The 20,582-nt window shown below is 73.1% G+C and carries 18 protein-coding genes; 8 read left to right on the top strand and 10 right to left on the bottom strand.

Translation table 11 applies throughout. The annotated features are described in order from the left end of the window. Nucleotides 1–55 precede the first annotated feature (55 nt). Nucleotides 56–766: an ABC transporter ATP-binding protein gene (locus Pta02_RS15800; RefSeq protein WP_203875566.1), complete on the top strand. Its 711-nt coding sequence runs from the start codon at nucleotides 56–58 to the stop codon at nucleotides 764–766. Then, nucleotides 763–3,537, top strand: coding sequence for an FtsX-like permease family protein (locus Pta02_RS15795; protein ID WP_203875565.1), 2,775 nt, complete (start codon nucleotides 763–765; stop codon nucleotides 3,535–3,537). The genes Pta02_RS15800 and Pta02_RS15795 overlap by 4 nt, the downstream gene beginning before the upstream one ends. Nucleotides 3,538–3,546: 9 nt before the next feature. Here Pta02_RS15795 and Pta02_RS15790 read toward each other — a convergent pair whose 3' ends face one another. From Pta02_RS15790 to Pta02_RS15775, 4 genes are read right to left on the bottom strand one after another with little or no spacing between them, the layout of a single operon-like run. Continuing rightward, complete coding sequence (locus Pta02_RS15790) at nucleotides 3,547–4,242, bottom strand: gamma-glutamyl-gamma-aminobutyrate hydrolase family protein (RefSeq protein ID WP_203875564.1); 696 nt, start codon at nucleotides 4,240–4,242, stop codon at nucleotides 3,547–3,549. Nucleotides 4,243–4,277: 35 nt separating this feature from the next. After that, a complete protein-coding gene (locus Pta02_RS15785) occupies nucleotides 4,278–5,042 on the bottom strand; it encodes a 3-oxoacyl-ACP reductase (protein ID WP_203875563.1) in 765 nt (254 codons plus the stop codon). Nucleotides 5,043–5,048: 6 nt separating this feature from the next. Further along, a complete protein-coding gene (locus Pta02_RS15780) occupies nucleotides 5,049–6,392 on the bottom strand; it encodes an aldehyde dehydrogenase family protein (RefSeq protein WP_203875562.1) in 1,344 nt (447 codons plus the stop codon). A 2-nt stretch (nucleotides 6,393–6,394) separates the two neighbouring features. Further along, nucleotides 6,395–7,738: a glutamine synthetase family protein gene (locus Pta02_RS15775; RefSeq protein WP_239130666.1), complete on the bottom strand. Its 1,344-nt coding sequence runs from the start codon at nucleotides 7,736–7,738 to the stop codon at nucleotides 6,395–6,397. A 102-nt stretch (nucleotides 7,739–7,840) separates the two neighbouring features. Here Pta02_RS15775 and Pta02_RS15770 point away from each other — a divergent pair, with 102 nt between their 5' ends. From Pta02_RS15770 to Pta02_RS15750, 5 genes are all read left to right on the top strand, one after another. Then, entirely contained in the window at nucleotides 7,841–8,557 is a 717-nt protein-coding gene (locus tag Pta02_RS15770; protein ID WP_203875608.1) for a FadR/GntR family transcriptional regulator, read from the top strand. Nucleotides 8,558–8,596: 39 nt separating this feature from the next. Beyond that, nucleotides 8,597–9,346: a hypothetical protein gene (locus Pta02_RS15765; protein WP_239130664.1), complete on the top strand. Its 750-nt coding sequence runs from the start codon at nucleotides 8,597–8,599 to the stop codon at nucleotides 9,344–9,346. Between the two features lie 145 nt (nucleotides 9,347–9,491). Beyond that, nucleotides 9,492–9,809 carry a hypothetical protein gene (locus tag Pta02_RS15760; protein ID WP_203875560.1) on the top strand — a complete coding sequence of 106 codons (318 nt, stop codon included), beginning with the start codon at nucleotides 9,492–9,494 and terminating at the stop codon, nucleotides 9,807–9,809. Then, the gene (locus tag Pta02_RS15755) at nucleotides 9,809–10,498 is read left to right on the top strand and encodes a nucleotidyl transferase AbiEii/AbiGii toxin family protein (protein WP_203875559.1); all 690 of its coding nucleotides are present in this window, start codon (nucleotides 9,809–9,811) and stop codon (nucleotides 10,496–10,498) included. The genes Pta02_RS15760 and Pta02_RS15755 overlap by 1 nt, the downstream gene beginning before the upstream one ends. A gap of 127 nt (nucleotides 10,499–10,625) precedes the next feature. Then, nucleotides 10,626–10,829 carry a hypothetical protein gene (locus Pta02_RS15750; RefSeq protein WP_203875558.1) on the top strand — a complete coding sequence of 68 codons (204 nt, stop codon included), beginning with the start codon at nucleotides 10,626–10,628 and terminating at the stop codon, nucleotides 10,827–10,829. Between the two features lie 19 nt (nucleotides 10,830–10,848). Here the strand turns inward: Pta02_RS15750 and Pta02_RS15745 are convergent, their stop codons facing one another. Genes Pta02_RS15745 through Pta02_RS15735 form a run of 3 tightly spaced genes read right to left on the bottom strand, consistent with a single transcriptional unit; the run spans nucleotide 10,849 to nucleotide 13,848 of the window. Further along, nucleotides 10,849–11,625, bottom strand: a complete 777-nt coding sequence (locus tag Pta02_RS15745) for an ABC transporter ATP-binding protein (protein ID WP_203875557.1) — start codon at nucleotides 11,623–11,625, stop codon at nucleotides 10,849–10,851. Next, nucleotides 11,622–12,836, bottom strand: coding sequence for an iron chelate uptake ABC transporter family permease subunit (locus tag Pta02_RS15740; RefSeq protein ID WP_203875556.1), 1,215 nt, complete (start codon nucleotides 12,834–12,836; stop codon nucleotides 11,622–11,624). Before Pta02_RS15740 ends, Pta02_RS15745 begins: the two co-directional genes overlap by 4 nt. After that, entirely contained in the window at nucleotides 12,826–13,848 is a 1,023-nt protein-coding gene (locus Pta02_RS15735) for an ABC transporter substrate-binding protein (RefSeq protein WP_203875555.1), read from the bottom strand. The genes Pta02_RS15740 and Pta02_RS15735 overlap by 11 nt, the downstream gene beginning before the upstream one ends. A 176-nt stretch (nucleotides 13,849–14,024) precedes the next feature. Between Pta02_RS15735 and Pta02_RS15730 the strand changes: the two genes are divergently transcribed. Then, nucleotides 14,025–15,290: an MFS transporter gene (locus Pta02_RS15730; protein ID WP_203875554.1), complete on the top strand. Its 1,266-nt coding sequence runs from the start codon at nucleotides 14,025–14,027 to the stop codon at nucleotides 15,288–15,290. Here the strand turns inward: Pta02_RS15730 and Pta02_RS15725 are convergent. From Pta02_RS15725 to Pta02_RS15715, 3 genes are all read right to left on the bottom strand, one after another. Continuing rightward, complete coding sequence (locus Pta02_RS15725; RefSeq protein WP_203875553.1) at nucleotides 15,274–17,220, bottom strand: High-affinity nickel-transporter; 1,947 nt, start codon at nucleotides 17,218–17,220, stop codon at nucleotides 15,274–15,276. The two genes, Pta02_RS15730 and Pta02_RS15725, sit on opposite strands and share 17 nt — an antisense overlap. A 204-nt stretch (nucleotides 17,221–17,424) precedes the next feature. Beyond that, nucleotides 17,425–18,831, bottom strand: a complete 1,407-nt coding sequence (locus Pta02_RS15720; RefSeq protein ID WP_203875552.1) for a tetratricopeptide repeat protein — start codon at nucleotides 18,829–18,831, stop codon at nucleotides 17,425–17,427. Nucleotides 18,832–19,043: 212 nt separating this feature from the next. Further along, nucleotides 19,044–20,426: a DUF4331 domain-containing protein gene (locus Pta02_RS15715; protein WP_203875551.1), complete on the bottom strand. Its 1,383-nt coding sequence runs from the start codon at nucleotides 20,424–20,426 to the stop codon at nucleotides 19,044–19,046. Between the last annotated feature and the right edge of the window lie 156 nt (nucleotides 20,427–20,582).

Raw genomic sequence — 20,582 nt, 5'->3', positions numbered from 1 at the left:
CATTGTCACAAGATAGAGCCTTCCCGGCCTTCCTGCATTGTGACAATGTAGGGACATGGGCGTTGTGATCAGTGTGCGAGACGTCAGCCGTGCCTACGGGCCGGCCAGGGCGCTGGACGGGATCGACCTGGAGATCGAGGCCGGTCAGGCAGTCGCCCTCATGGGCCCGTCCGGGGCGGGCAAGTCCACGCTGCTCCACCTCGTCGGCGCGATGGACCTCCCGGACGGGGGCGAGGTCCATGTGGCCGGGGAGCGCGTCGACACCCTCAGGCGCCGGGGCCTCGACCGGCACCGGCGCCGGGTCGGCTTCGTCTTCCAGCGCTTCCACCTGCTGCCCGCGCTGAGCGTGCTGGACAACGTCCTGGCCCCGGTGCTGCCGCGCCGGGTGGACTTCGACCGCCGGGCGCGGGCCCGCGAGCTGCTGGAGGCGGTCGGGCTGGCGGACCGGGAGCGGGCGCTGCCCGGCGAGCTGTCCGGCGGCCAGCAGCAGCGGGTGGCCATCGCCCGCGCGCTGATCGGGCATCCGCCCCTGCTGCTGGCCGACGAGCCGACCGGCAACCTCGACAGCGTCACCGGGCAGGAGATCGTCGACCTGCTGTTCACCCTCCGCGAGGAGTACGGCATGACCATGCTGCTGGCCACCCACAACCCCGAGGTGGCGGCGGCGTGCGACCGGGTGGTGCGGATGCGCGACGGCCGGATCGTCGGTGACGACCGGGTGACGCCCGCCGAGAACGTCCTCGACCGGATCGGGCGCCTCGGGTGACCCGCCTGGTCCGGGCCCAGCTCCGCCACCGGATCGGCCGGGCGCTGGTGCTGCTGCTCGGCGTCGTGGTCGCGGCCACCGCCTTCACCGTGCTGACCGGCACCGCCGAGACCCAGCGCCTGGAGATCGTCGGCGCGGTCGGGAAGAACTTCCGCTCGCAGTACGACATCCTGGTCCGCCCCAAGGGCTCGGCCACCGCTCTGGAGCGCTCGCAGGGCCTGGTGCGCGCCAACTATCTGTCGGGCATCTTCGGCGGGATCGGCATGGAGCAGTACGAGAAGGTCAGGCGGATCGACGGCGTCGAGGTCGCCGCCCCCATCGCCATGATCGGCTATGTGACGCAGGGCGGCACCGAGGCGATCGACGTGACGGACCTGCTCCACGAGGGCGACCGCACCATGTTCCGGGTGGAGCGCACCCGGGTCACCGACCGGGGTCTGACCCGCATCCCGTTCCGGCAGCCGCAGTACGAGTACATGACCCGCCGTCCGGTCGCGCTCGGCTTCGACGAGCTCAAGCGGAAGAACGCCACTCTCGTCATGGGGGCCCAGGAGGTGCTCCCCGGCGATCGGCGGGCCCCCCTGAAGACCTCGCTCGGCTGGCCGGAGAATTCGGCGCGGGCGAGCTCCTATCCTTCCGAGGGGAGGCTTCCGGTCGCCCACTACTGGTCGCTGAAGACGGGCTGGGGAGAGTTCGACCCCTCCAACATCGGCCTGCGGACCGGGCGGGCGACCGTCGTGATCAGCCAGAGTTTCCCGTTCGTGCTCGCCGCCGTCGATCCGGACGCGGAGGCCCGGCTGACCGGCCTGGACCGCGCGATGGTGGGGGGACGCTATCTCAAGGACGACACGCCCGCCGAGACCTCCGGTGAGATCAAGCTGCTCGCCTCCTCGGTCCCCTACGCCGACCAGCAGGACGAGATCGTGATCCGCAGGCTGCCCCGGGAGGCGGCGGAGCGGGTCGTCCAGGGGGTGCCGGCCGGGAAGTTCCTGCCCTACCTGGACACGCACCGGGGCGAGGTGATCAGGCGGGTGACGATCGGCGCCGAGCAGGTCTACGAGCGGATGCTCACGCAGTGGTCGGACATTCCGGCAGGGCACTACCTGCCGTTGAAGCGGTACTGGACGTCGGGGCCCACCTCCTACCGCGAGCGGGGCGGGCGCAGGCTCGCCGCGCTCCCGGTGCGCAACGAGACGGAGGTCTGGAAGAACCCGCACGCCGGTGACGAGTGGGGGAGCGACCTGTCGATCGCGCCCGTGGGAGCGGCCGACACCCAGTTCCGGCAACTGACCCCGAGGACGGTCGAGGGCACGGTGGCCGACGGTCTCACCTCCCGCGTCGTCGGCCGGTTCGACCCCGCCAAGCTCCCCGGGTTCAGCGAGCTGACCCGGCTGCCGATGGAGACCTACAACCCGCCCGTCGCCGCGCCCGGCGACGGGCGGACCGCCGGCCTGCTCGGGAACCGGTCCCTGCTGCCCAATGACAACGTCGCCGGCTATCTCCAGTCGCCGCCGCTGCTCCTGGCCAACCTCCAGGACATGCGGAAGATCGCGGAGAAGACCGAGGGACGGCCCGCGGCGAAGGCGCCGCTGAGCGTGATCCGGGTGCGGGTCTCCGGCGTCGTGGGGACCGACCCGGTCAGCCGCGAGCGGATCAGCCAGGTCGCCCGGGACATCGTCGCCGCCACCGGCCTGGAGGTGGACATCACGCTCGGCTCCTCACCCTCGCCGGTCACCGTGGAGCTGCCCGCCGGGTCCTACGGCCGCCCCGCGCTCACCCTGGAGGAGGACTGGGTGGACAAGGGCGTCGCCTACCGGATCCTCAACGCCGCCGACCGCAAGTCGCTGGTGCTGTTCGTGCTGGTCCTGGCCGTGTGCGCGCTGTTCGTGCTGAACGGCGCGGCGGCGGCCGTGCGGGCCCGCCGGGCCGAGCTGGGCGTGCTGGCCTGCCTGGGCTGGTCGCGGCCGAAGCTGTTCGGGACCGTGCTGTCGGAGGTGGGCGTGATCGGCCTGCTGGCCGGTACGGCCTCGGCCGGGCTGGCCGGGCCGGTCGCGGCGTGGTCCGGGGTGGCCCCGCCGGGACAGCGGATCTGGCTGGCCGTCCCGGCGGCGGTGCTGCTGGCGCTGCTGGCGGGCCTGGTCCCGGCCTGGCGGGCCTCGCGGGTGCCGCCCGCCGAGGCGGTACGGCCCGCCGTACGGCTGCCGCGCCGGGCCCGCTCGCCCCGCGGGGTGGCCGGGCTCGCGCTGGCCGGGCTGTCCCGGGTCCCCGGCCGGACCCTGCTGGGCGCGGCCACGCTCGCGGTCGCGGTCTTCGGGCTGACGGTGCTGCTCGGCGTCACCCACGGCTTCCGGGGCCGGGTGGTGGGCTCGCTGCTGGGTGACGCCATCGTGGTCCAGGCCCGCCCGGCCGACTACGCGGCGGTCGCGGTGATGTTCGCGCTGGCCGCGCTGGCCGTGGCCGACGTGCTCTACCTGGGCATGCGCGAGCGTGACACCGAGCTGGCGGCGCTGCGCGGGTCCGGCTGGCCGGGCGGCGCGCTCGCCCGGCTGATCGTGCTGGAGGGGACGGGCATCGGCCTGCTCGGGGCGCTGGCCGGGGCGGCGGGCGGAGCGGCGGCGGCGTTCGCGCTGACGGGCGGGCTGCCGGTCGCGGTGATCACGGGGGCGCTGGCCGCGGCGGGGGTCGCCGTCGCGCTGGCCGCCCTCGCCTCGGCCGCCCCCGCCCTGCTCGTCCAGCGCCTCCCGCTGGCGCGGATCCTCGCCCAGGAGTGAGGTCCGGGGTCAGCGGCGGATGTGCTCGACCAGGCCGGCGAACAGGGCGCACTCCTCGTCGGCCTCCGGGTGCCACTGCACCCCCACCGCGAAGGGATGGCCCTGAAGCTCCGCGGCCTCGACCGTGCCGTCCTGCGCGTGGGCGGTCACGGTCAGGCCCTCGCCCGGCCGGTCGATCGCCTGGTGGTGATAGTGGGCCACGTCCGCGGGCCCGTCCCCCAGGATCTTCGCGACCCGGCTGCCCGGTGCGAGCCGTACCGGCATGCGGCCGAAGCGGCCCGGGGCCGGGGCGTGGCCGCCGTGTCCCACCACGTCGGGCACGTGCTGGTGCAGGGTGCCGCCCAGGACCGTGTTGAGGACCTGCAGGCCCCGGCAGACGCCGAGGAGGGGCAGGCCGCGGTCGAGGGCGGCGCGGACCAGCCCCAGCTCCGCTTCGTCACGGAACCGCCGGATGTAGCCGGTCCGCTCGTGGGGCGGCTCGCCGTACCGCGCCGGGTCGATGTCACCGCCGCCCGCCACGATCAGCCCGTCCAGCCGCCCGGCCAGCTCGGCCGGGTCGCCCGCCGGGGGCAGGATCACCGGCTGGCCGCCCGCGCGCACCACGTGCTCGACGTAGCCGTACGGCAGCAGCGCGGCGGTCATCTCCCAGACGGTGAAGCGCGCCGGCTCGACGTAGCAGGTGATGCCGATGACGGGACGGGACACGGCCTGCCCTTTCGCAGCGGGGTCTACAGCGGGGTCTACAGCGGGGTGACGTAGGCGCCGGAGATGCCGCCGTCCACCAGGAACTCCGCGCCGGTGACGAAGCTCGCGTCGTCGGAGGCCAGGAACGCCACCGCCGCGGCGATCTCGGAGGCCTCGGCGAAGCGGCCGAGCGGGATGTGCACCAGGCGGCGCTGGGCCCGCTCGGGGTCCTTGGCGAACAGCTCCTGCAGCAGCGGGGTGTTCACCGGCCCCGGGCACAGCGCGTTGACCCGGATGCCCTCGCGGGCGAACTGCACGCCCAGCTCGCGCGACATCGCCAGCACCCCGCCCTTGGAGGCGGTGTAGGAGATCTGCGAGGTCGCCGAGCCCATCACCGCCACGAACGACGCCGTGTTGACGATCGAGCCCTTGCCCTGCCGCTGCATGTACGGGATCACGTGCTTGCAGCACAGGTAGACGCTGGTCAGGTTGACCTCCTGGACCCGGCGCCAGGCGTCGATGCCCGTCGACAGGATGGAGTCGTCGTCCGGCGGGGAGATGCCCGCGTTGTTGAAGGCGATGTCCACGCTGCCGTAGGCGTCGAAGGCGGCCTGGTACATCCGCGCGACGTCGTCCTCGTTCGTGACGTCCGCCTTCACGAACATCCCGCCCACCTCGGCGGCGGCCTTGGCCCCGGCCGGCTCGTCGACGTCGACGCACACCACCCGGGCGCCCTCCAGGGCGAAGCGGTGCGCGGTGGCCAGGCCGATCCCGCTCCCGGCGCCGGTGATGACGGCCACTCGGTCCTGCAGGCGCTGCATATCCCCTCATTCCTCCGAAATGAAGACGTTCTTGGTCTCGGTGAAGGCGGCCAGGGCGTCGGGCCCCAGCTCGCGGCCCAGCCCCGACTGCTTGAAACCGCCGAACGGGGTCCAGTAGCGCACCGACGAGTGGGAGTTGACGCTCAGGTTGCCCGCCTCGACGGCCCGGGCCACCCGCAGCGCCCGCCCGACGTCACGGGTCCAGATGGACCCGCTCAGGCCGTAACGCGTGTCGTTGGCGATGCGCACGGCCTGCTCCTCCCCGTCGAAGGGCACGACCGACACCACGGGACCGAAGATCTCTTCGATGAACGCCGGGTCGTCCGGCTCGGGGGTCAGCACCGTGGCCGGGAACCAGAAGCCCGGCCCCGAGGGGCAGGAGCCCTGCAGGTACGGCGCGCCGGAGACGAAGGAGGCCACCCGGTCGCGGTGCGCGGCGCTGATCAGCGGGCCCATCTCGGTGCCCTCGTCGAGCGGGTCGCCGACCTTCACCCCGAGCACCGCCGCGCGGAGCCGCTCCATGAACTCGTCGTAGACCGGGCGCTCCACCAGGATCCGGGAGCGCGCGCAGCAGTCCTGGCCCGCGTTGTCGAAGACCGCGTACGGCGCGGTGGCGGCGGCCTTGGCCACGTCGGCGTCGGCGAAGACGATGTTGGCGCTCTTGCCGCCCAGCTCCAGGGTGAGCCGCTTGACCTGCCCGGCGCACGTGGCCGCGATCTGCTTGCCCACCTCGGTCGAGCCGGTGAACACGATCTTCGCCACGTCCGGGTGCCCGGCCAGCCGGGCGCCGGCCACCTCGCCCTCGCCGGGCAGGACCTGGAGCACCCCCTCGGGGATGCCCGCGGCCAGGGCCAGCTCGGCCAGGCGCAGCGCGGTCAGCGGCGTCTGCTCGGCGGGCTTGACGACCACCGTGTTGCCGGCCGCCAGGGCCGGGGCGACCCCCCAGGTCATGATGACCATCGGGAAGTTCCACGGCACGATCACCCCGACCACGCCCAGCGGCTCGGCGAAGGTGACGTCCAGCCCGCCGGGCACCGGGATCTGCTTGCCGTGGTTGCGCTCGGGCGCCCCGGCGTAGAAGTCCAGGACGTCCCGGACGTTGCCCGCCTCCCAGCGGGCGTTGCCGATCGTGTGCCCGGCGCCCGCGACCTCCAGGGCGGCCAGCTCGGCGGCGTGGGCGTCCACCAGCGCCGCGAACCGGCGCAGCAGCCGGGCGCGGTCGCCGGGGGCGACCTTCCGCCAGGACGCGAACGCGGCCCTGGCCTGCTCCACCGCGCGGTCCACCTCGGCCGCACCGGCGAGCTCAACCTCGGCGACGACCTCCTCGGTCGCCGGATTCAGGATCTTCATCGTCACATCCGCTCGAATCCCCGCAACAGCTCCCAGTCGGTCACCGCCGCCTCGAAGGCGGTCAGCTCGACCCGGGCGTTGTTGGCGTAGTGGGCCACGACCTCCTCGCCGAAGGCCTCCTGCGCGACCTTCGAGCCCTCCCACAGCGCCAGGGCGTCCCGCAGGGTGTGCGGGACGGTGTCGGCGCCCGAGGTGTAGGCGTTGCCGGTGAACGCCTCCTGAAGCTCCAGCCCGTTGTCGATCCCGTGCAGACCGGCCGCGATCATCGCCGCCACCGCCAGGTAGGGGTTGACGTCGCCGCCCGGCACCCGGTTCTCCACGCGCAGCGACGGCCCGTGCCCGACCAGGCGCATCGCGCAGGTCCGGTTGTCCACGCCCCACTTGACCGCGGTGGGGGCGAAGCTGCCCGGCACGTACCGCTTGTAGGAGTTGATGTTCGGCGCGTGGAACAGGGTGAGCTCGCGCAGGCAGGCGAGCTGCCCGGCGATGAAGCTCCGCCCGGCCGGCGACAGCCCGTGCGGGCCGTCCCCGGCCATGACCGGCTCGCCGTCGTCGGAGCGCAACGACAGGTGGATGTGACAGGAGTTGCCCTCGCGCTGGTTCGGCTTGGCCATGAAGGTGATCGACATGCCCTCCTGGGCGGCGATCTCCTTGGCGCCGTTCTTGTAGACGGCATGGTTGTCGCACGTGGCCAGGGCCTCGGTGAAGCGGAAGGCGATCTCGTGCTGGCCGAGGTTGCACTCGCCCTTGGCGGACTCGACGTACATCCCCGCGCCCTCCATGCCGAGCCTGATGCGGCGCAGCAGCGGCTCGATCCTGGCGGTGCCGAGCAGGGAGTAGTCGACGTTGTAGAGGTTGGCGGGGTTCATGTCCCGGTAGCCCCTGCGCCAGGCGTCCTCGTAGCTGTCGTTGTAGACCACGAACTCCAGCTCGGTCCCGACGAACGCCCGCCACCCCCGCCCGGCCAGCCGGTCGAGCTGCCGGCGCAGGACCTGCCGGGGCGAGGGGGGCACGGCCGAGCCGTCCTCCCACACCAGGTCGGCCATGAGCATGGCCGTACCCTCCTGCCATGGCACACGGCGCAGGGTGGACAGGTCGGGCCGCATCACGAAATCCCCGTACCCCCGATCCCAGGACGACATCGCGTAGCCGTCCACCGTGTTCATGTCCACGTCCACCGCGAGCAGGTAGCTGCAGCCCTCCGAGGCGTGGTCCAGCACCTCCTCCAGGAAGTAGCGCGCCGACAGGCGTTTGCCCTGCAACCGCCCCTGCATGTCGGCGACCGCCAGCAACACCGTGTCGATCCGTCCCGCCGCCACCTCGTCGCGAAGCTCGCTGACGTCCACGCCGCCCTCCTCGCCGGAGACTTATTGGGCTAGTGTCAGACCATTGATGTGCACGAAGGTTTCGCTTGTCAAGAGCCGGAGGGGAGATTGGACGAGTCGCCGATGCTGACGACCGTGCTGCGGCCGGTGCGGGCGGGCAACGCCTTCGAGGAGACCGTGGAACGGCTGCTCCAGGCCATCAAGCTCGGGGCCGTCGTCGAGAAGCTGCCGCCCGAGCGCGAACTCGCCGCGCAGCTCGGGATCAGCCGCGTCACCCTGCGCGAGGCGATCCGCGCGCTGCAGGAGGCCGGCTACCTCGACGTGCGGCGGGGCAGGTACGGCGGCGCGTTCGTCACCTACACCCCGCCCCCGCCCCGCCAGGAGGACCTGCGCCGGGCCGTGGCCGACATGGGCACCGACGACCTGGCCGACGCGCTCACCTTCCGGATGGCCGTCGAGTGCGGCGCGGCGCAGGTGCTGGCCGCCACCGCCTCGGCCGGAAGGCTGAGCCGGGAGCGGCGCGAGGAGCTGCGCCGGCGCCTGCGGGAGGTCAACTCCGCGGGCCCGGACGACTACCGCCGCCTGGACACCGCCTTCCACCTGGCCATCGCCGAGCTGACCGGCTCCCCGCTGCTGGCCGCCGCCTGCGCCGACGCCCGCCTGCGGGTCACCGACCTGCTCAACGCCATCCCGGTGCTCCAGCGCAACATCGAGCACGCGGCCGCCCAGCACGAGGCGATCGTGGAGGCGATCCTGGCCGGGGACACCGAGGCCGCCGGCCGCGCGGTGGCCGAACATCTGGAGGCGACGGCGGCGCTCCTGCGGGGTTTCCTCGCATAGCCTGGACGGGCTGTGGGGGATTGGTTCCAACAACGGATCATGGAGACAGGACGGCTGCCGCTGTTCTGTTTCTTCGTCGCGCTGATCCTCGCCTTCGTCTTCACCCGCATCAACGTCCGGCTCATCCGGGCCAAGATCGGCTGGTTCCGCAACGTCAACGTCGGCGAGATGCACATCCACCACGTGGTGTTCGGCGTGGTGCTGAGCCTGCTCGGCGGGGTGGCCGGGCTGCTCGTGTCGGGCGTCTCCGAGAGCTGGTACGCCGTGACGGCCGCGGTCTTCGGCGTCGGGGCGGCCCTGGTCCTCGACGAGTTCGCGCTGATCCTGCACCTGCACGACGTCTACTGGGAGGAGGAGGGCCGCACCTCGGTCGACGCCGTGTTCGTCGCCATCGCGGTCACCGGCCTGCTCCTGCTGGGCCTGCGCCCGCTGGGCTGGGACGACTCCGACGGCACCCCGCAGGGCTTCTGGCTGACCGGCGGCCTCATCGTGGTCAACCTCATGCTCGCCGTCGTCACGCTGCTCAAGGGCAAGATCTGGACCGGCCTGGTCGGCCTGTTCGTGCCGATCCTGCTGATCCCCGGCGCGCTCCGCCTGGCCCGTCCCGGCTCGCCCTGGGCCCACTGGTTCTTCGCCCCCGGCTCCCGCCGCCCCCGCCCCGGCAGGATGGCCCGCGCCGAACGCCGCGAGGAGCGCTGGCGCCGCCCCGTCATCCGAGCCAAGATCGCCTTCCAGGAGTTCGTCTCCGGCCGCCACGACCTGCCCTCCACCCGGCTCAGGCGCCGCTGATCGCGACCCCCTCCTGCAAGCGGAGCGCGGTCGGCATACTGGGAGGAGCGGGCGAGCCACGGGCGCGGCCGGCGGAGGAGCGCACGTGAGCGAGCGGAGCCATGGACACAGCAGGGCAGCGGACGCGGCCGGCGGAGGAGCGCACATGAGCACACTCCCGTCCCGCTGGGAGCACGTGGATCGGCTGATCCCCGACTCCCTGGCCGACCTGCGCGGCCCCGGTACGGGAACGGTCGCGCTCCCCCCCCATCTCGCCTGGTCCGGGCAGGCCGAGTTCGATCTGGCGAACCGGCGGCTCCGGATGAGCATGTACCGCACGGTCATCACCGGAGGCGGGCGCGCCGACGCCGAGCTGTATCTGAACGCGGACATCCTGGTCGCCGACTGGCCCCTGCTCCGCAGAGGACTCGGTCCGAGCTACCGCAGGGCCTGGGAAGACAAGATCTCCGCCTTGGGGGCGTAATGGGATTCCCGCCGTTCCAGGAGAAGATCCTGCGGGTCGCGATGCCCGCCTGCGATCGGTTCGGGCTGGTGCTGGCCGGAGGTCACGCCATGCGGATGCACGGCCTCACCGACCGGCCGAGCAGGGATCTCGACTTCGCGACGGCGGCCGAGACGCCGCTGCCGGAGGTCGCGGACGGGCTGGCGGAAACCTTCCGGCAGGCCGGATTCGAGGTCACGACGCATGAGGTGACGCCCCGCATGGGCCGCCTGCTCGTCACCGATCCGCTGACCGGGCAGAGCTGCGAGTTCGACCTGCTGCGAGAAGCCCTGCAGCACGGGCCCGTGACGATCGGAGACCTGTCCGTGGTCGGGCTGGCGGACGCCGTGGGGCTGAAGATGAGAGCCCTGCACGAGCGCAGCCTGGCCCGCGACGTCATCGACGTGGCCGCGGTCTCGGAGCTGTACGGCTTCCGCGAGCTGGAGCGCCTGGCCCGCCTGCACAACGAGGAGTTCTCCCTTGAGGAGCTGGTGATGCGGCTGGAGTTCGTCGACCTCATCGCCGACGAGGAGTTCGAGGCCTACGGGCTGGACGAGGAGCGGATCAGGGAGATCCGCCGCTTCGCCACCGCGTGGGTGGAGGACATCAAGCTCCGGCGCGCCGACGAGGGCGACGCCGAGTACGACTCCGACGTCCCCGACCTCGACTGAGCCCGCCCGGAACGCGGTGTCGGGCGGGACGGGACGCTCCCCGCAACGGGTCGCGGACGGCCGGGGGGCATGATCGGCCGGTTTCCGGGCAGGTGGTGGCTCACACTGACATGGAGGAGTGAGAACCGTGAGTCTCATGGAGAAGCTCAACCTGCGTGAACTGAAGGCCCGTGCCAAGCGCCGGATGGGCACCCGGACGGGGAACCGCCGCCTGGCCGCCGAGGGCCGGACCGAGGAGGCCGAGGCGAAGCTCCTCAAGACCCAGGACGAGATCCTGGACGCCGTCGCCGAGATGCGCCGCGAGTACGGCATCCGCCGCCGCGTCCGCTGAACCTTCCGGGCCCGCCGCTTCAGGCCGGGTCCCGCGCCACTCCCCGGCAGGCGACGGTGAGGTTGCCCAGGCGGTCGTGACCCGTCTCGGCGTCGATCCCGAAGACGCCTCGCAACCGGCCGGGGGTGAGCACGGTCCCGGGCGGGCCGGACGCGACGAGCGAGCCGCGGTGCATCAGGACGAGCCGGTCGCAGTAGCGGGCGGCCAGGGACAGGTCGTGCAGCGCGACGAGGACGGTCCGGTCCGTCCCGGCCAGCAGGTCCATCAGCTCGTACTGATGCCGCACGTCCAGGTGGTTGGTGGGCTCGTCCAGGAGGATGCACCGGGGCCGCTGGGCCAGGGCGCGCGCGATGTGCGCGCGCTGGCGCTCCCCTCCCGACAGCGTCCTCCACGCCCGGTTCCGCAGCCCGGTGAGGCCCAGCCGGGCCAGCGCCGCGTCGACTACCTCGCGGTCGGTGCGGTCCGGTCCCCTCCAGCGGCCCCTGAACGGCATCCGGCCCAGCGCGACGACGTCGCCCAGCCGGAGGTCGGTCTCCGCCTCGGTGGCCTGCTCCACGAAGGCGGTGTGCCGGGCGATCCGGCGGGCGCTCCAGCCCCGGATGTCCTGCCCGTCGTACCGGACCGCCCCCGCCGAGGCCGGCCTGATCCCCGCCAGGCAGCGCAGCAGGGACGACTTGCCGGAACCGTTGGGGCCGATCAAGCCGAGGGTCTCACCGGGCCTCACCTCCAGATCGACGTCCCTGACGATGTCCCTGCCCGAGGCGGACCAGCTCAGCCCCTCCACTGTGATCCTCACAGCTCACCCCGCCTGCGCAGGACGAGGAGGAACAGCGGGACGCCGAGCAGGGCGGTGAACACCCCGACAGGCACCTCCTGGGGCGAGAACGCGACCCGTGCCAGCGTGTCGGCCCACACCAGGAAGATCCCGCCCGCCAGCGCCGTGAACGGCAGCAGGACCCGGTGCAGCGGGCCGGCCAGGAACCGCACGCCGTGCGGCACGATCAGGCCGACGAATCCGATGGCGCCCACGGAGGCCACGGCCGTCGAGGTCAGCAGCGCCGTGGTGACCAGCAGGACCAGCCGCGTCGTCCGGACGTCGACCCCCAGGGATGCCGCGGTGTCCGCGCCGAAGGAGAACCCGTCGAGGGCGGGTGCGCACGCCTGCACCACGACCATCCCCGCCGCGCCCGTGACGGCGCACACGGCCACCGCGTCCCAGCGGGCCGACGCCATCGAACCGAGGAGCCAGTGCGTGATCGCCCGAGTGATGTCGGCGTCCCCCGAGGTCATCAGGACCAGCGAGGTGAGGGCGGTGAAGAGCTGCCCCACCACCACCCCCGTCAGCACGATCCTGGAGGAGTCCAGGCCGGTACGGCGCAGCAGGAGCATGAGCAGGCCGAACGAGACGAGAGCGCCGGCGAACGCCCCTCCGGTCAGGCCCAAGGAACCCGAGCCCACGCTGAGCACGGTCACGGCCACGGCACCGGTCGAGGCGCCGGAGGACACGCCCAGCAGGTAGGGGTCGGCGAGGGCGTTGCGGGTCACCGCCTGCAACGCCGCCCCGCAGACCGCCAGGGACGCCCCGACCAGCGCGGAGAGGAGGACGCGCGGCAGGCGCAGGTCCCAGATGAGTGAGTCGAGCAGCGGAGGGAGCGGCTCGGTCACCAGGCCCAGCCGCCGGCCCAGCGCGCCGGCGAGGTCGGAGTAACCCACGTCGCTGCTGCCGACGCGCACGCAGATCACCACCGAACCGGCCAGGGCCGCGATTCCGGCGGTGAACAGCGCCGCAGCCGAGAGCCCGGAGAGCCCGTCCCGGGCGGGCGTGGCGGAGGGCGCGCTCTCCCCGGCGTCGGGATGTGCGGCGGGCGGGTTCTGCGGGCTCTCGCCGGTGTCCGGGGACGGGTCCTGCGGGCTCTCCCCCGCGTCGGGGGACGTGGCGGACGGGAGCTTCCCGCGGGCCGCCGGGTGGAGGGCGGAGACGGACCCGTCCGGGGGACTAACGGACATGGCCGAACCTCTCCAGCCCTTCGGTGACGAGCCGCAGGGTGTTCACGGTGCGCACCGACGGGTCCAGCTCGATCCCCGGGACCTCGATGAGGCGGTTCTCCCGCACCGCGGTCAGTTTCGCGGCCAGCGGGTTGTCCCGCATCATCGCGATCTTCTCCGCGGCGGAGTCTCCCGGCCTGCCGCGCTCCGACAGGTCGCCGATCACGATGACGTCGGGGTCCCTTTTGGCGACCTCCTCCCAGGACACCTCCGGCCACAGCTCGTCGACGTCGCCGAAGGCGTTCTCGGCGCCGAGGAGCTCGCTCATCGCGCCGGGCATGCCGCCGTCGCCCGCGACGTACGGGACGCCGTTGAACATCGAGTACAACCAGACGATCGAGGGCCTGCCCGCCGCCTTCTTCCCGGAGGCCGCCGCCGCGTCGACCGCGGCCCGCTGCTCCGCGACGAGGGCGGCGGCCCGGTCCTCGATCCCGAAGATCCGTCCCAGGTTCTCGTAGTCCTGGAACAGCAGGTCGAACGGGGTCAGACCGGCCTTCGCCAGGTCGGGGCAGTCCACCGCGCTCACGTAGGTCGGCAGGCCCGCCCGGTGGAGCTCCTCCCGGGTGCCGGCCCGGTCCTTGGTGAAGAGGGAGGTGAACGGGGAGACGGCCAGGTCGGGGGTGGCCGCCCGGAGCTGCTCGGTGGTGATGATCTTGGGGTTGAGTACCGGGATCCTTCCGTACGCCTCCCGGTACCGCGAGGGGATCTCCGTCTTGAGGTTGGAGGTCCCGGCCATCCGGTCCTGCAGGCCGAGGGCCAGGAGGAGCTCGGTCGAGGACTGCTCCAGGGTGACGACCCGGGACGGAGGGCGCTGGAAGGAGAGCTCGTGGCCGCAGCTCGTCACCGTCGTCGCCCGCTGCGCGGGGGAGCCGCCGGAGGGTGGACCGGAGGAGAGGGTCTCGGCGGGGGTCGCGCAGCCCGCGACCGTCAAGGCGAGGGCGAGTGCGGCACCGAGGCGGGCGCGGGGGGACATGGGCTGCCTCCAGAGAGGTGCGACGAACATGTGCTGGTTTTTGAATCGATAACCGTTTTCGTTATCGTTCTCCGGAACCCTACACGAGATCGACGGCCGCCCACGGCCGCGGCCTCGCCTCCCGGCACGGCACCGTGCGGGAACGGCCGCGGAAACGCGCAGAGGAGCACAACCCCGTGACCACGACACCGGCGCCCGAAGCATCCGGCGCCCTTCCCGGACACCGGTCCGTCCTGCGCGACCTGCCCTTCCTGCGGCTGTGGGCGGCCACCACGGCCTCGGGCCTGGCCACCTGGGCGCTGCCGTTCGTCCTCGGGCTGGCGGTGCTCGACCGCGTTCTCACCCCGGCCGGCCTCGGTCTCGCGCTCGCCGCCCGTACGGCGGGCTTCCTGGCCGCCGTCCCCGTCGGCGGCGTGCTGGCCGACCGGTATCCGCGCCGGGTGGTCGTCCTGTGGGCCGGGCTGGCCGCGGCGCTGGCCACGCCGCTGATCGCCGCCGGTCTCGGCGGGTCCGCACCGCTCATGTGCGGGGCGGCCGCGGTGGTGGGAGCAGGACAGGGGGCCTGCCGTCCCGCGTTCCAGGCGCTCACCGCCGAGGTGGTCGACGCCTCACGCCGGCAGCAGGCCAACGCGGCGATGACGCTCGCCGTACGGATCACCACCCTGGTCGCACCCGGGCTGACCGCCCTTCTGGCCGCGGTCCTCGACACGCGGACGCTGCTGGTGGCCACCGGGCTGCTCTGGCTGCCGGCGGCGCTGCTGCCCCCGGCCTCCCCGGCGGTCGGTCCCACCACCGTCCCGGCCCGCCCGCGGGCCCCGTTCCTGACCGAGCTCGCCGACGGCGTGCGCGAGGCGCGCAGGCATCCCTGGTTCGTGGCCGGCCTGGCCGCGCTCACCGCCGTCATCGCCACGGGGTACTCCGCGACGGGCGTCGTCCTCCCCCTGGTGAGCAGGGACCGGTACGGCACCGAGGCGGTGCTGGCCGGGGCCACCACCGCCTACGTCGCGGGCGCGCTGGCCGGCGCTCTGATCATCGCGCGCTGGCGGCCCCGGGCCCAGGGCCGGGCCGCGCTCGCCGGACTGGCCTGCTACGGCTTCGCGCCGCTCAGCCTGCTGCTGCCGGTGCATCCGCTCGTGGTGGCGGGCGCCTACCTCGTCGCCGGCCTGGGGATCGAGCTGTTCAACGTCCCGTGGTTCACCGCGACGCAGCGCGAGGTCGACCCGGGCCTGCTGGCCCGGGTCTCCTCGCTGGACTTCCTGTTGTCCTACGGGCTCGCACCGGCCGGGCTCGTACTCATCGCCCCGGCGATGGACGCCTTCGGGTGGCCGGCGGTCCTGGGCGTCTGCGCGCTGGTCTGCTTCCTCGCTCCTGCGGCTGCGGCCCTGGTCCCCAGTGCACGCGGATTCTCCCGGCGGCCGGAGGCGGTCATACCGCGCCGGTGAGGCTGCGCAGGGCGAGGCCGAGACCGAGCAGGACGACGACCACGGCGGTGCCGACCGGGGCCAGGGCCGACAGGCGGGCCGCCAGGCCCCGGCCCGCCGTCGCGAAGCGGTCGAGCCGCCCGGCGAGCCTGACCAGGAGCAGGCCGGTGGCCGTGAGGGTCCCGGCCATGCCGATGCCGTAGGCCAGGACCAGCGCGATCCCGAACCAGGTCCGCCCGAGCGCGATCGCGCCGAGCAGGACGATCAGTGCCGAAGGGCTCGGCACCAGCCCGCCCGCTATGCCCAGGCCCACCAGCCCGCGTTGCGACTGTGCGGGCGCCGGTCTGTCGTCACGGGCCGGAGCGGCCGAGACCGGAGCCTCGGAGATCGGGGCGCCGGCGGCCTGTTGCGCGTCCGGCGTGTCCAGGACCGCCACCCGGACGGCCTGGCGGTCCGCGTCCGCGTCCGCGTCCCCGTGCCCGTGCCCGTGCCCGTGACTGTCCTCGTGCTCGTGACCGTGGTCGTGCTCGTCGTCATGGTCGTGCTCGTGCCCCTGCCCGCCCTCGGGCTCGTGAGCATGCCCGTGGCCGTGGCCGTGGCCGTGGCCGTGGCCATGGCCGAAAGCGCCGAAGTGGCCGTGGCCGTGACCGTGGGGGAGCGACTCGCCGGTGCGGTAGGCGCGCCAGGCGGTGGACAGCAGGCGGGTGCCCACGGCGACGATGATCAGGCCGCTGGCCAGGCCGAGCCAGGCGAGAACCGACTCCCCGGTGAGGAAGGAGAAGGCGCTCAGCAGCAGGCCCACCACCAGGACGCCCAGGGTGTGGGTGACGGTCACGGTGGCGCCGACGACCAGGGCGTCACGCGGCCGGCCGCGCCGTCCCGCCAGGTAGGCGGCCATGATGGTCTTGCCGTGGCCGGGGATGAGCGCGTGCCCCGCTCCCAGGAGCACGGCGATGCCCACCGCCAGCAGACCGAGCGGGACCGTCAGCGACTCGGTGCCGATCAGGCCGGTGAACGCGCGGTCCAGCGCGGCGAACGCGTCCCCGATCGGCCCCGGGGGCAGGAGTGGCGACACGGCCGAGGACGGTCCGGGGCCGGTGCCGGTTCCCGTGCCGGCATCGGGCCCGGCCCCGGCCGTGTCGCCGTTCCCGGAACCGGCTCCCACTCCGGTTCCGGTCTCGGCCCCGGGACCGGTCTCCAGTCCGGTCCGGGGCCCGGTCCCGGGAACGCCGTTGTTCCCGGGGCCGACGCTCAACCGCGCGGTGCGCTGGTCGAGCGGGCTCGTCAGCAGATCGTCGGGATAGCTGCGCAGTTCCCCGCTCACACTCGTCTCCGGCACCGAGGACTCCGTCAGCCGGACCCCGCCGAGGGCGACCGCGGTGGCCTCCCGCCAGCCCAGCCGGTCGTCCAGGAACCCGTCCTCGAACTCGACCGTCCGCGGCCGGGAAGCCGTGGCGGACAGCGAGCACGTCAGCCGGCTGGTCTCCAGGCCGCCCTGTCCCGGCGCGTAGGCGAAGTCCGAAGCGACGACCCGCCACGTCACAGCGGTGCCGTTCACGCTCAGCCGCTGCGCGGAGGCCAGCCCGGCGCAGCGGGCCGCGCCGTACGCCGACCGCTCGGCCGGTGACACCGCGCCCGAGCGGTCGGTGTCCGCCGCGGGGCGGCTCTGCAGGGTGGGCAGCTCGGCGCTGTCGATGATGGCGTGGTTCTCCACCCGGTCGGGGAAGACCCGCAGGCCGTTGTAGTGGTTGACGGTGAAGTTGCCCAGCGGGTGCGCGACGGCCGGGGTCGCGGCCGTCGCCGTCACCGTCGCCGTCCCTGTCACGGTCACGGTCACGGGTGCCGTCGCCGCCGCGGCCGGGGCGGCCGGCAGGGCGAGCGCCGTGCCCAGGGCCACGAGACCGGTGGCGATCCAGGCGGTCATCGGGCGGGACATCGTTCGGGGCGTCATGGAGAGAACCTCGGGTCGTTCCGGGAGGCCGGACGGACCTCGCCGGGGCGGGCGTGGGAGGGGCCGGGAGGGCCTGGAGCGGGTGGCGCCCACGAGAGCGGTCGTGAGATCGGGAGAGGCTCTGCGAGGGCGGCCGGTGGGATCGGAGGGTCCCGCCCCGGGCGGGCTGGGGAGGGTCGGGAGAGAGACCCGCCCGGGCGGGGGTCAGGAGAATCTCGCCAGGGCGGGCAGGCGAGGGGAGAAGGCCGGGTTGGCGTCGCGGGCCGCGTCGGCCGACCGGCGGGCCCGGTCCTTCATGCCGAGCGCGCGCTCGATCTCGGTGCGGTGGTGCAGCAGGAGGGCGTTGCGCCAGCCGGTGGCGGTGGCCTTCTCCGCGTACGGCAGGGCCTCGCGGCTGCGGCCGTCGCGGTGCAGCGACCAGGCCAGGGCGTCGGCGGCCACCACGTTGGGGTTGCGGGCGTACTCGGCGCGGGCGTGTTCGACGGCCCGGGCCGGGGAGCCGTGGTCGGCCTCGTACTCCGCCCAGGTCAGATCGTCCTTGACGCCGGCCTCGGCCATCAGGCGCCGCTGCGCGCGCAGCAGCTCCCACTGTCCCGAGGGGTCGGCGCCCGAGGCCTTGAGCACCTCCGCGTACTCGACCACGTACTGGGCCAGCGGCAGCCGCCCGACCACCGTGGCGTACAGGTCGAGCGCCTCGGCCGTCCTGCCGTCGAGCGCGGCGGCCCTGGCGGTGCCGGCCAGCGCGGGGGTGAAGTCCGGAGAGGCCTGCAGCGCCGTGCGGTAGCGCTCGGCGGCCCCGGCGAGGTCGCCGGCGTGCAGGTCGAGCTCGCCCAGGTAGTAGTGGCAGTAGGCGACGTCGGCGGGGGTGAAGGCGTCCTGCAGGGCGCGCTCCAGCATCCGGCGGGCCTCGGCGCGGTCGCCGCGCAGCTCGGCGGCGTAGGAGGCCCGGGTGAAGGCCGCGACGCCGGGCCGCAGCTCCATCATCCGGTCGATCGCCCGCTCGGCGTCGCCGTACCGGCCGAGCTGGGTGTAGGCGTCGGCCAGGACCGCCTGGGCGCCGGGGCCGTAGGGATTGACGGCGGCCGAGCGCCGCGCCAGCCGTACGGCTTCGGCGAAGTCGTGGCGTCCGGCGGCGAGCGCGGCCTGGCCGGTCAGGGCGGCGAAGTTGTCCGGGCTCAGCTCGGCGGACCGGGCCAGCGCCCGCTCGGCCCTGGGGTACAGGGACGGGTCGGCGGTGAGGCGGGCCTGCTGGATGTAGGCCGCACCCAGGCCCGCCCAGGCCTGGTCGTCCCGCGGCAGGCGGCGCAGCCGGTCGCCCAGCCCCTTGATCGCCTCCTCCACCGAGGCGGCGGAGGAGGGGAGCTCGGCGGGACCCGCGATCTGGACCGGCACCTCGGCCGAGCCGGTACCCGGCGGGACTGTCTGCCAGGGGAACAGCGAGGCGCCCGCGGTCAGCGCCACGGCCAGCCCCAGGACGGCGATCCCCACCTTGACGCGGGTCCGCGCGGCGGACGTCCCACGACGGCCGGAGCCGTCGGAGCCGTCGGGGACGCCGGGGACGCCGGCGCGGCCGTCTCGCGGCGGTCTCCTCTCGGGGAGGGAAGTCTTCACGGTGATCTCTCCTGGGCGGGTGCGCGGTCACGGCGGGAACGGCTCGCGGAAGGGCGAGGAGTACGGGAGGCGCGGGGGCGGTCTCCCCGGAGTGCGGGAGTGCGGGAGTGCGGGAGGCGCGGAAGTGCGGGAACGGTCTCCCGGAAAGGCGGGAAACGCGGGAGGTGCGGGAGGTGCGGAGCCCGGACGGGCCGGGCTCCGCACCTGGGGGATCAGTTCTGGTTCACGGCCTTGTTGCTGGGGAGCGGGATGTAGGGGAACGTCTTGCCGGTCGGCTTGTCGTTGGCGTCCACCTTGTCCCCGGCTGCCAGAGCGTCGACGAGCTTGCCGCTCTGGGCGGCGCCGGCCACCACCTGCAGGGAGATGTCGACCGTGTCATCGACGAAGCGACGGCCGTTGGGGTAGCCCTGCGGGTCGCCGCCGATCACGCCGAGGCGGTTGGGGTCCTTGCTGGGCGCGATGGACATGTTCAGCCGCAGCATCTCCGAGGGGCGCAGCTTGACCGCGTCCTTGTTGAGGGTCTGCGAGTTGAGGTCCGTCTTGATCGGGCCGTTGTCCTTGGCGATACCGGTCAGGAAGATCTCGACCAGGTCGTTGCGCGGGGTCGCGGGCGCCTTGATGCCGTAGATGGCCTGCAGCAGCCGGGCCAGCTCGGGGTCGGTGACGCGGTTGACGACCGCCGGGATGCCGGCGTCCTTGTCGGGGCTGATCGAGTTGAAGGTGTCCTTCAGCCCGGCCGGCATCACGAGCTCGTTGACCAGCGGCTGTCCCAGCCGGGAGACCTGGACGAAGCCGTCGGCCCCCTTCTTGTCCACGGTGGACCACACGCCGATGACCGGGTTGTCCTTCGAGTTGCCCTTCAGGGCGACCTCGTCCTTGGGCAGCTGGAGCGCCAGCGTGTTGACGTTGTAGCCCTTGAGGGTGTCCTGGCCGACCTCGGACAGGTCACCGCCGTACAGCAGGTCGAAGACCCGCAGGTCGAGGAAGAACGACTCGTCCGACTGCCCGGCGTAGGTCTTGCCGTCGCCCGGCAGGGTGGTGATGGCCTGCGAGCGCAAGGTGCCGTAGTCGGGGATCGAGGCGGCGCCGACGTTGCTCGGCGCCACGATCCCGTTGGACACCAGCGTCTTGGTGCCCTGGGAAGTGATCTTGAGCAGTGTGTAGCGCTGCCTGAACAGCAGGTTCTCGTCGTTCAGCGAGGTGACGGGACCGTTGTTGTAGAGGAATGTGGCGTTTCCACGCTTGTCCTCATTACGGAAGCGCCACTGGTAGGTGATGTCGGGCTTCGCGTCGCCGTCACTGTCGATCTTGATGTTGTACCGGGAATTGACGTCGAACGAGTAGAAGTTCGGCCCGCCGTTCGGCTCCTGGAACGGGATGAAATTGGCGAGAAGCGTTACCGTGTCTGTTTTGTCGGGGCTGACGAACGCGTAGACGTCGGTGTTGTCGTTGCGCGGGTCACCTGAGATCATCGGGGCCTCGCGGTGCGAGGACGCCGTGCCGGTCGCGGGGCTGAGCAGGGCGAACGAGGAGGCGATCAACGCTCCGGACACGCCCAGTCCCAGCAGGGCGCGCCGGTTGATCCGGAACTCCATGTCGTAGGTCCTTTCGGCTGCCGGCCGCGGATGCGACCGGCCTCGGGATGGGGAGAGCAAGGATCCGGCCGGGTTCCTCGACGGGTTGTTCGTCGCCGGGAGGCCATCGGATTGCCGCGATTTCCCGGCCGCGGAAACCATCCGCAAATTCCCGGC

It is taken from the genome of Paraplanobispora takensis, from assembly GCF_016863195.1.
Taxonomy (GTDB): domain Bacteria; phylum Actinomycetota; class Actinomycetes; order Streptosporangiales; family Streptosporangiaceae; genus Planobispora; species Planobispora takensis.
Note: the sequence above shows the minus strand (reverse complement) of the source record. Positions and strands in the feature narration are given on the sequence as shown.

What these genes read in the sequence shown, in the direction of transcription:
- Pta02_RS15800 (WP_203875566.1), top strand. Translation starts at nt 56, where the DNA reads ATGGGCGTTGTGATCAGTGTGCGAGACGTCAGCCGTGCCTACGGGCCG.
- Pta02_RS15785 (WP_203875563.1), bottom strand. Translation starts at nt 5,042, where the DNA reads ATGCAGCGCCTGCAGGACCGAGTGGCCGTCATCACCGGCGCCGGGAGC.
- Pta02_RS15780 (WP_203875562.1), bottom strand. Translation starts at nt 6,392, where the DNA reads ATGAAGATCCTGAATCCGGCGACCGAGGAGGTCGTCGCCGAGGTTGAG.
- Pta02_RS15770 (WP_203875608.1), top strand. Translation starts at nt 7,841, where the DNA reads ATGCTGACGACCGTGCTGCGGCCGGTGCGGGCGGGCAACGCCTTCGAG.
- Pta02_RS15765 (WP_239130664.1), top strand. Translation starts at nt 8,597, where the DNA reads ATGGAGACAGGACGGCTGCCGCTGTTCTGTTTCTTCGTCGCGCTGATC.
- Pta02_RS15760 (WP_203875560.1), top strand. Translation starts at nt 9,492, where the DNA reads ATGAGCACACTCCCGTCCCGCTGGGAGCACGTGGATCGGCTGATCCCC.
- Pta02_RS15755 (WP_203875559.1), top strand. Translation starts at nt 9,809, where the DNA reads ATGGGATTCCCGCCGTTCCAGGAGAAGATCCTGCGGGTCGCGATGCCC.
- Pta02_RS15740 (WP_203875556.1), bottom strand. Translation starts at nt 12,836, where the DNA reads ATGTCCGTTAGTCCCCCGGACGGGTCCGTCTCCGCCCTCCACCCGGCG.
- Pta02_RS15735 (WP_203875555.1), bottom strand. Translation starts at nt 13,848, where the DNA reads ATGTCCCCCCGCGCCCGCCTCGGTGCCGCACTCGCCCTCGCCTTGACG.
- Pta02_RS15725 (WP_203875553.1), bottom strand. Translation starts at nt 17,220, where the DNA reads ATGACGCCCCGAACGATGTCCCGCCCGATGACCGCCTGGATCGCCACC.
- Pta02_RS15715 (WP_203875551.1), bottom strand. Translation starts at nt 20,426, where the DNA reads ATGGAGTTCCGGATCAACCGGCGCGCCCTGCTGGGACTGGGCGTGTCC.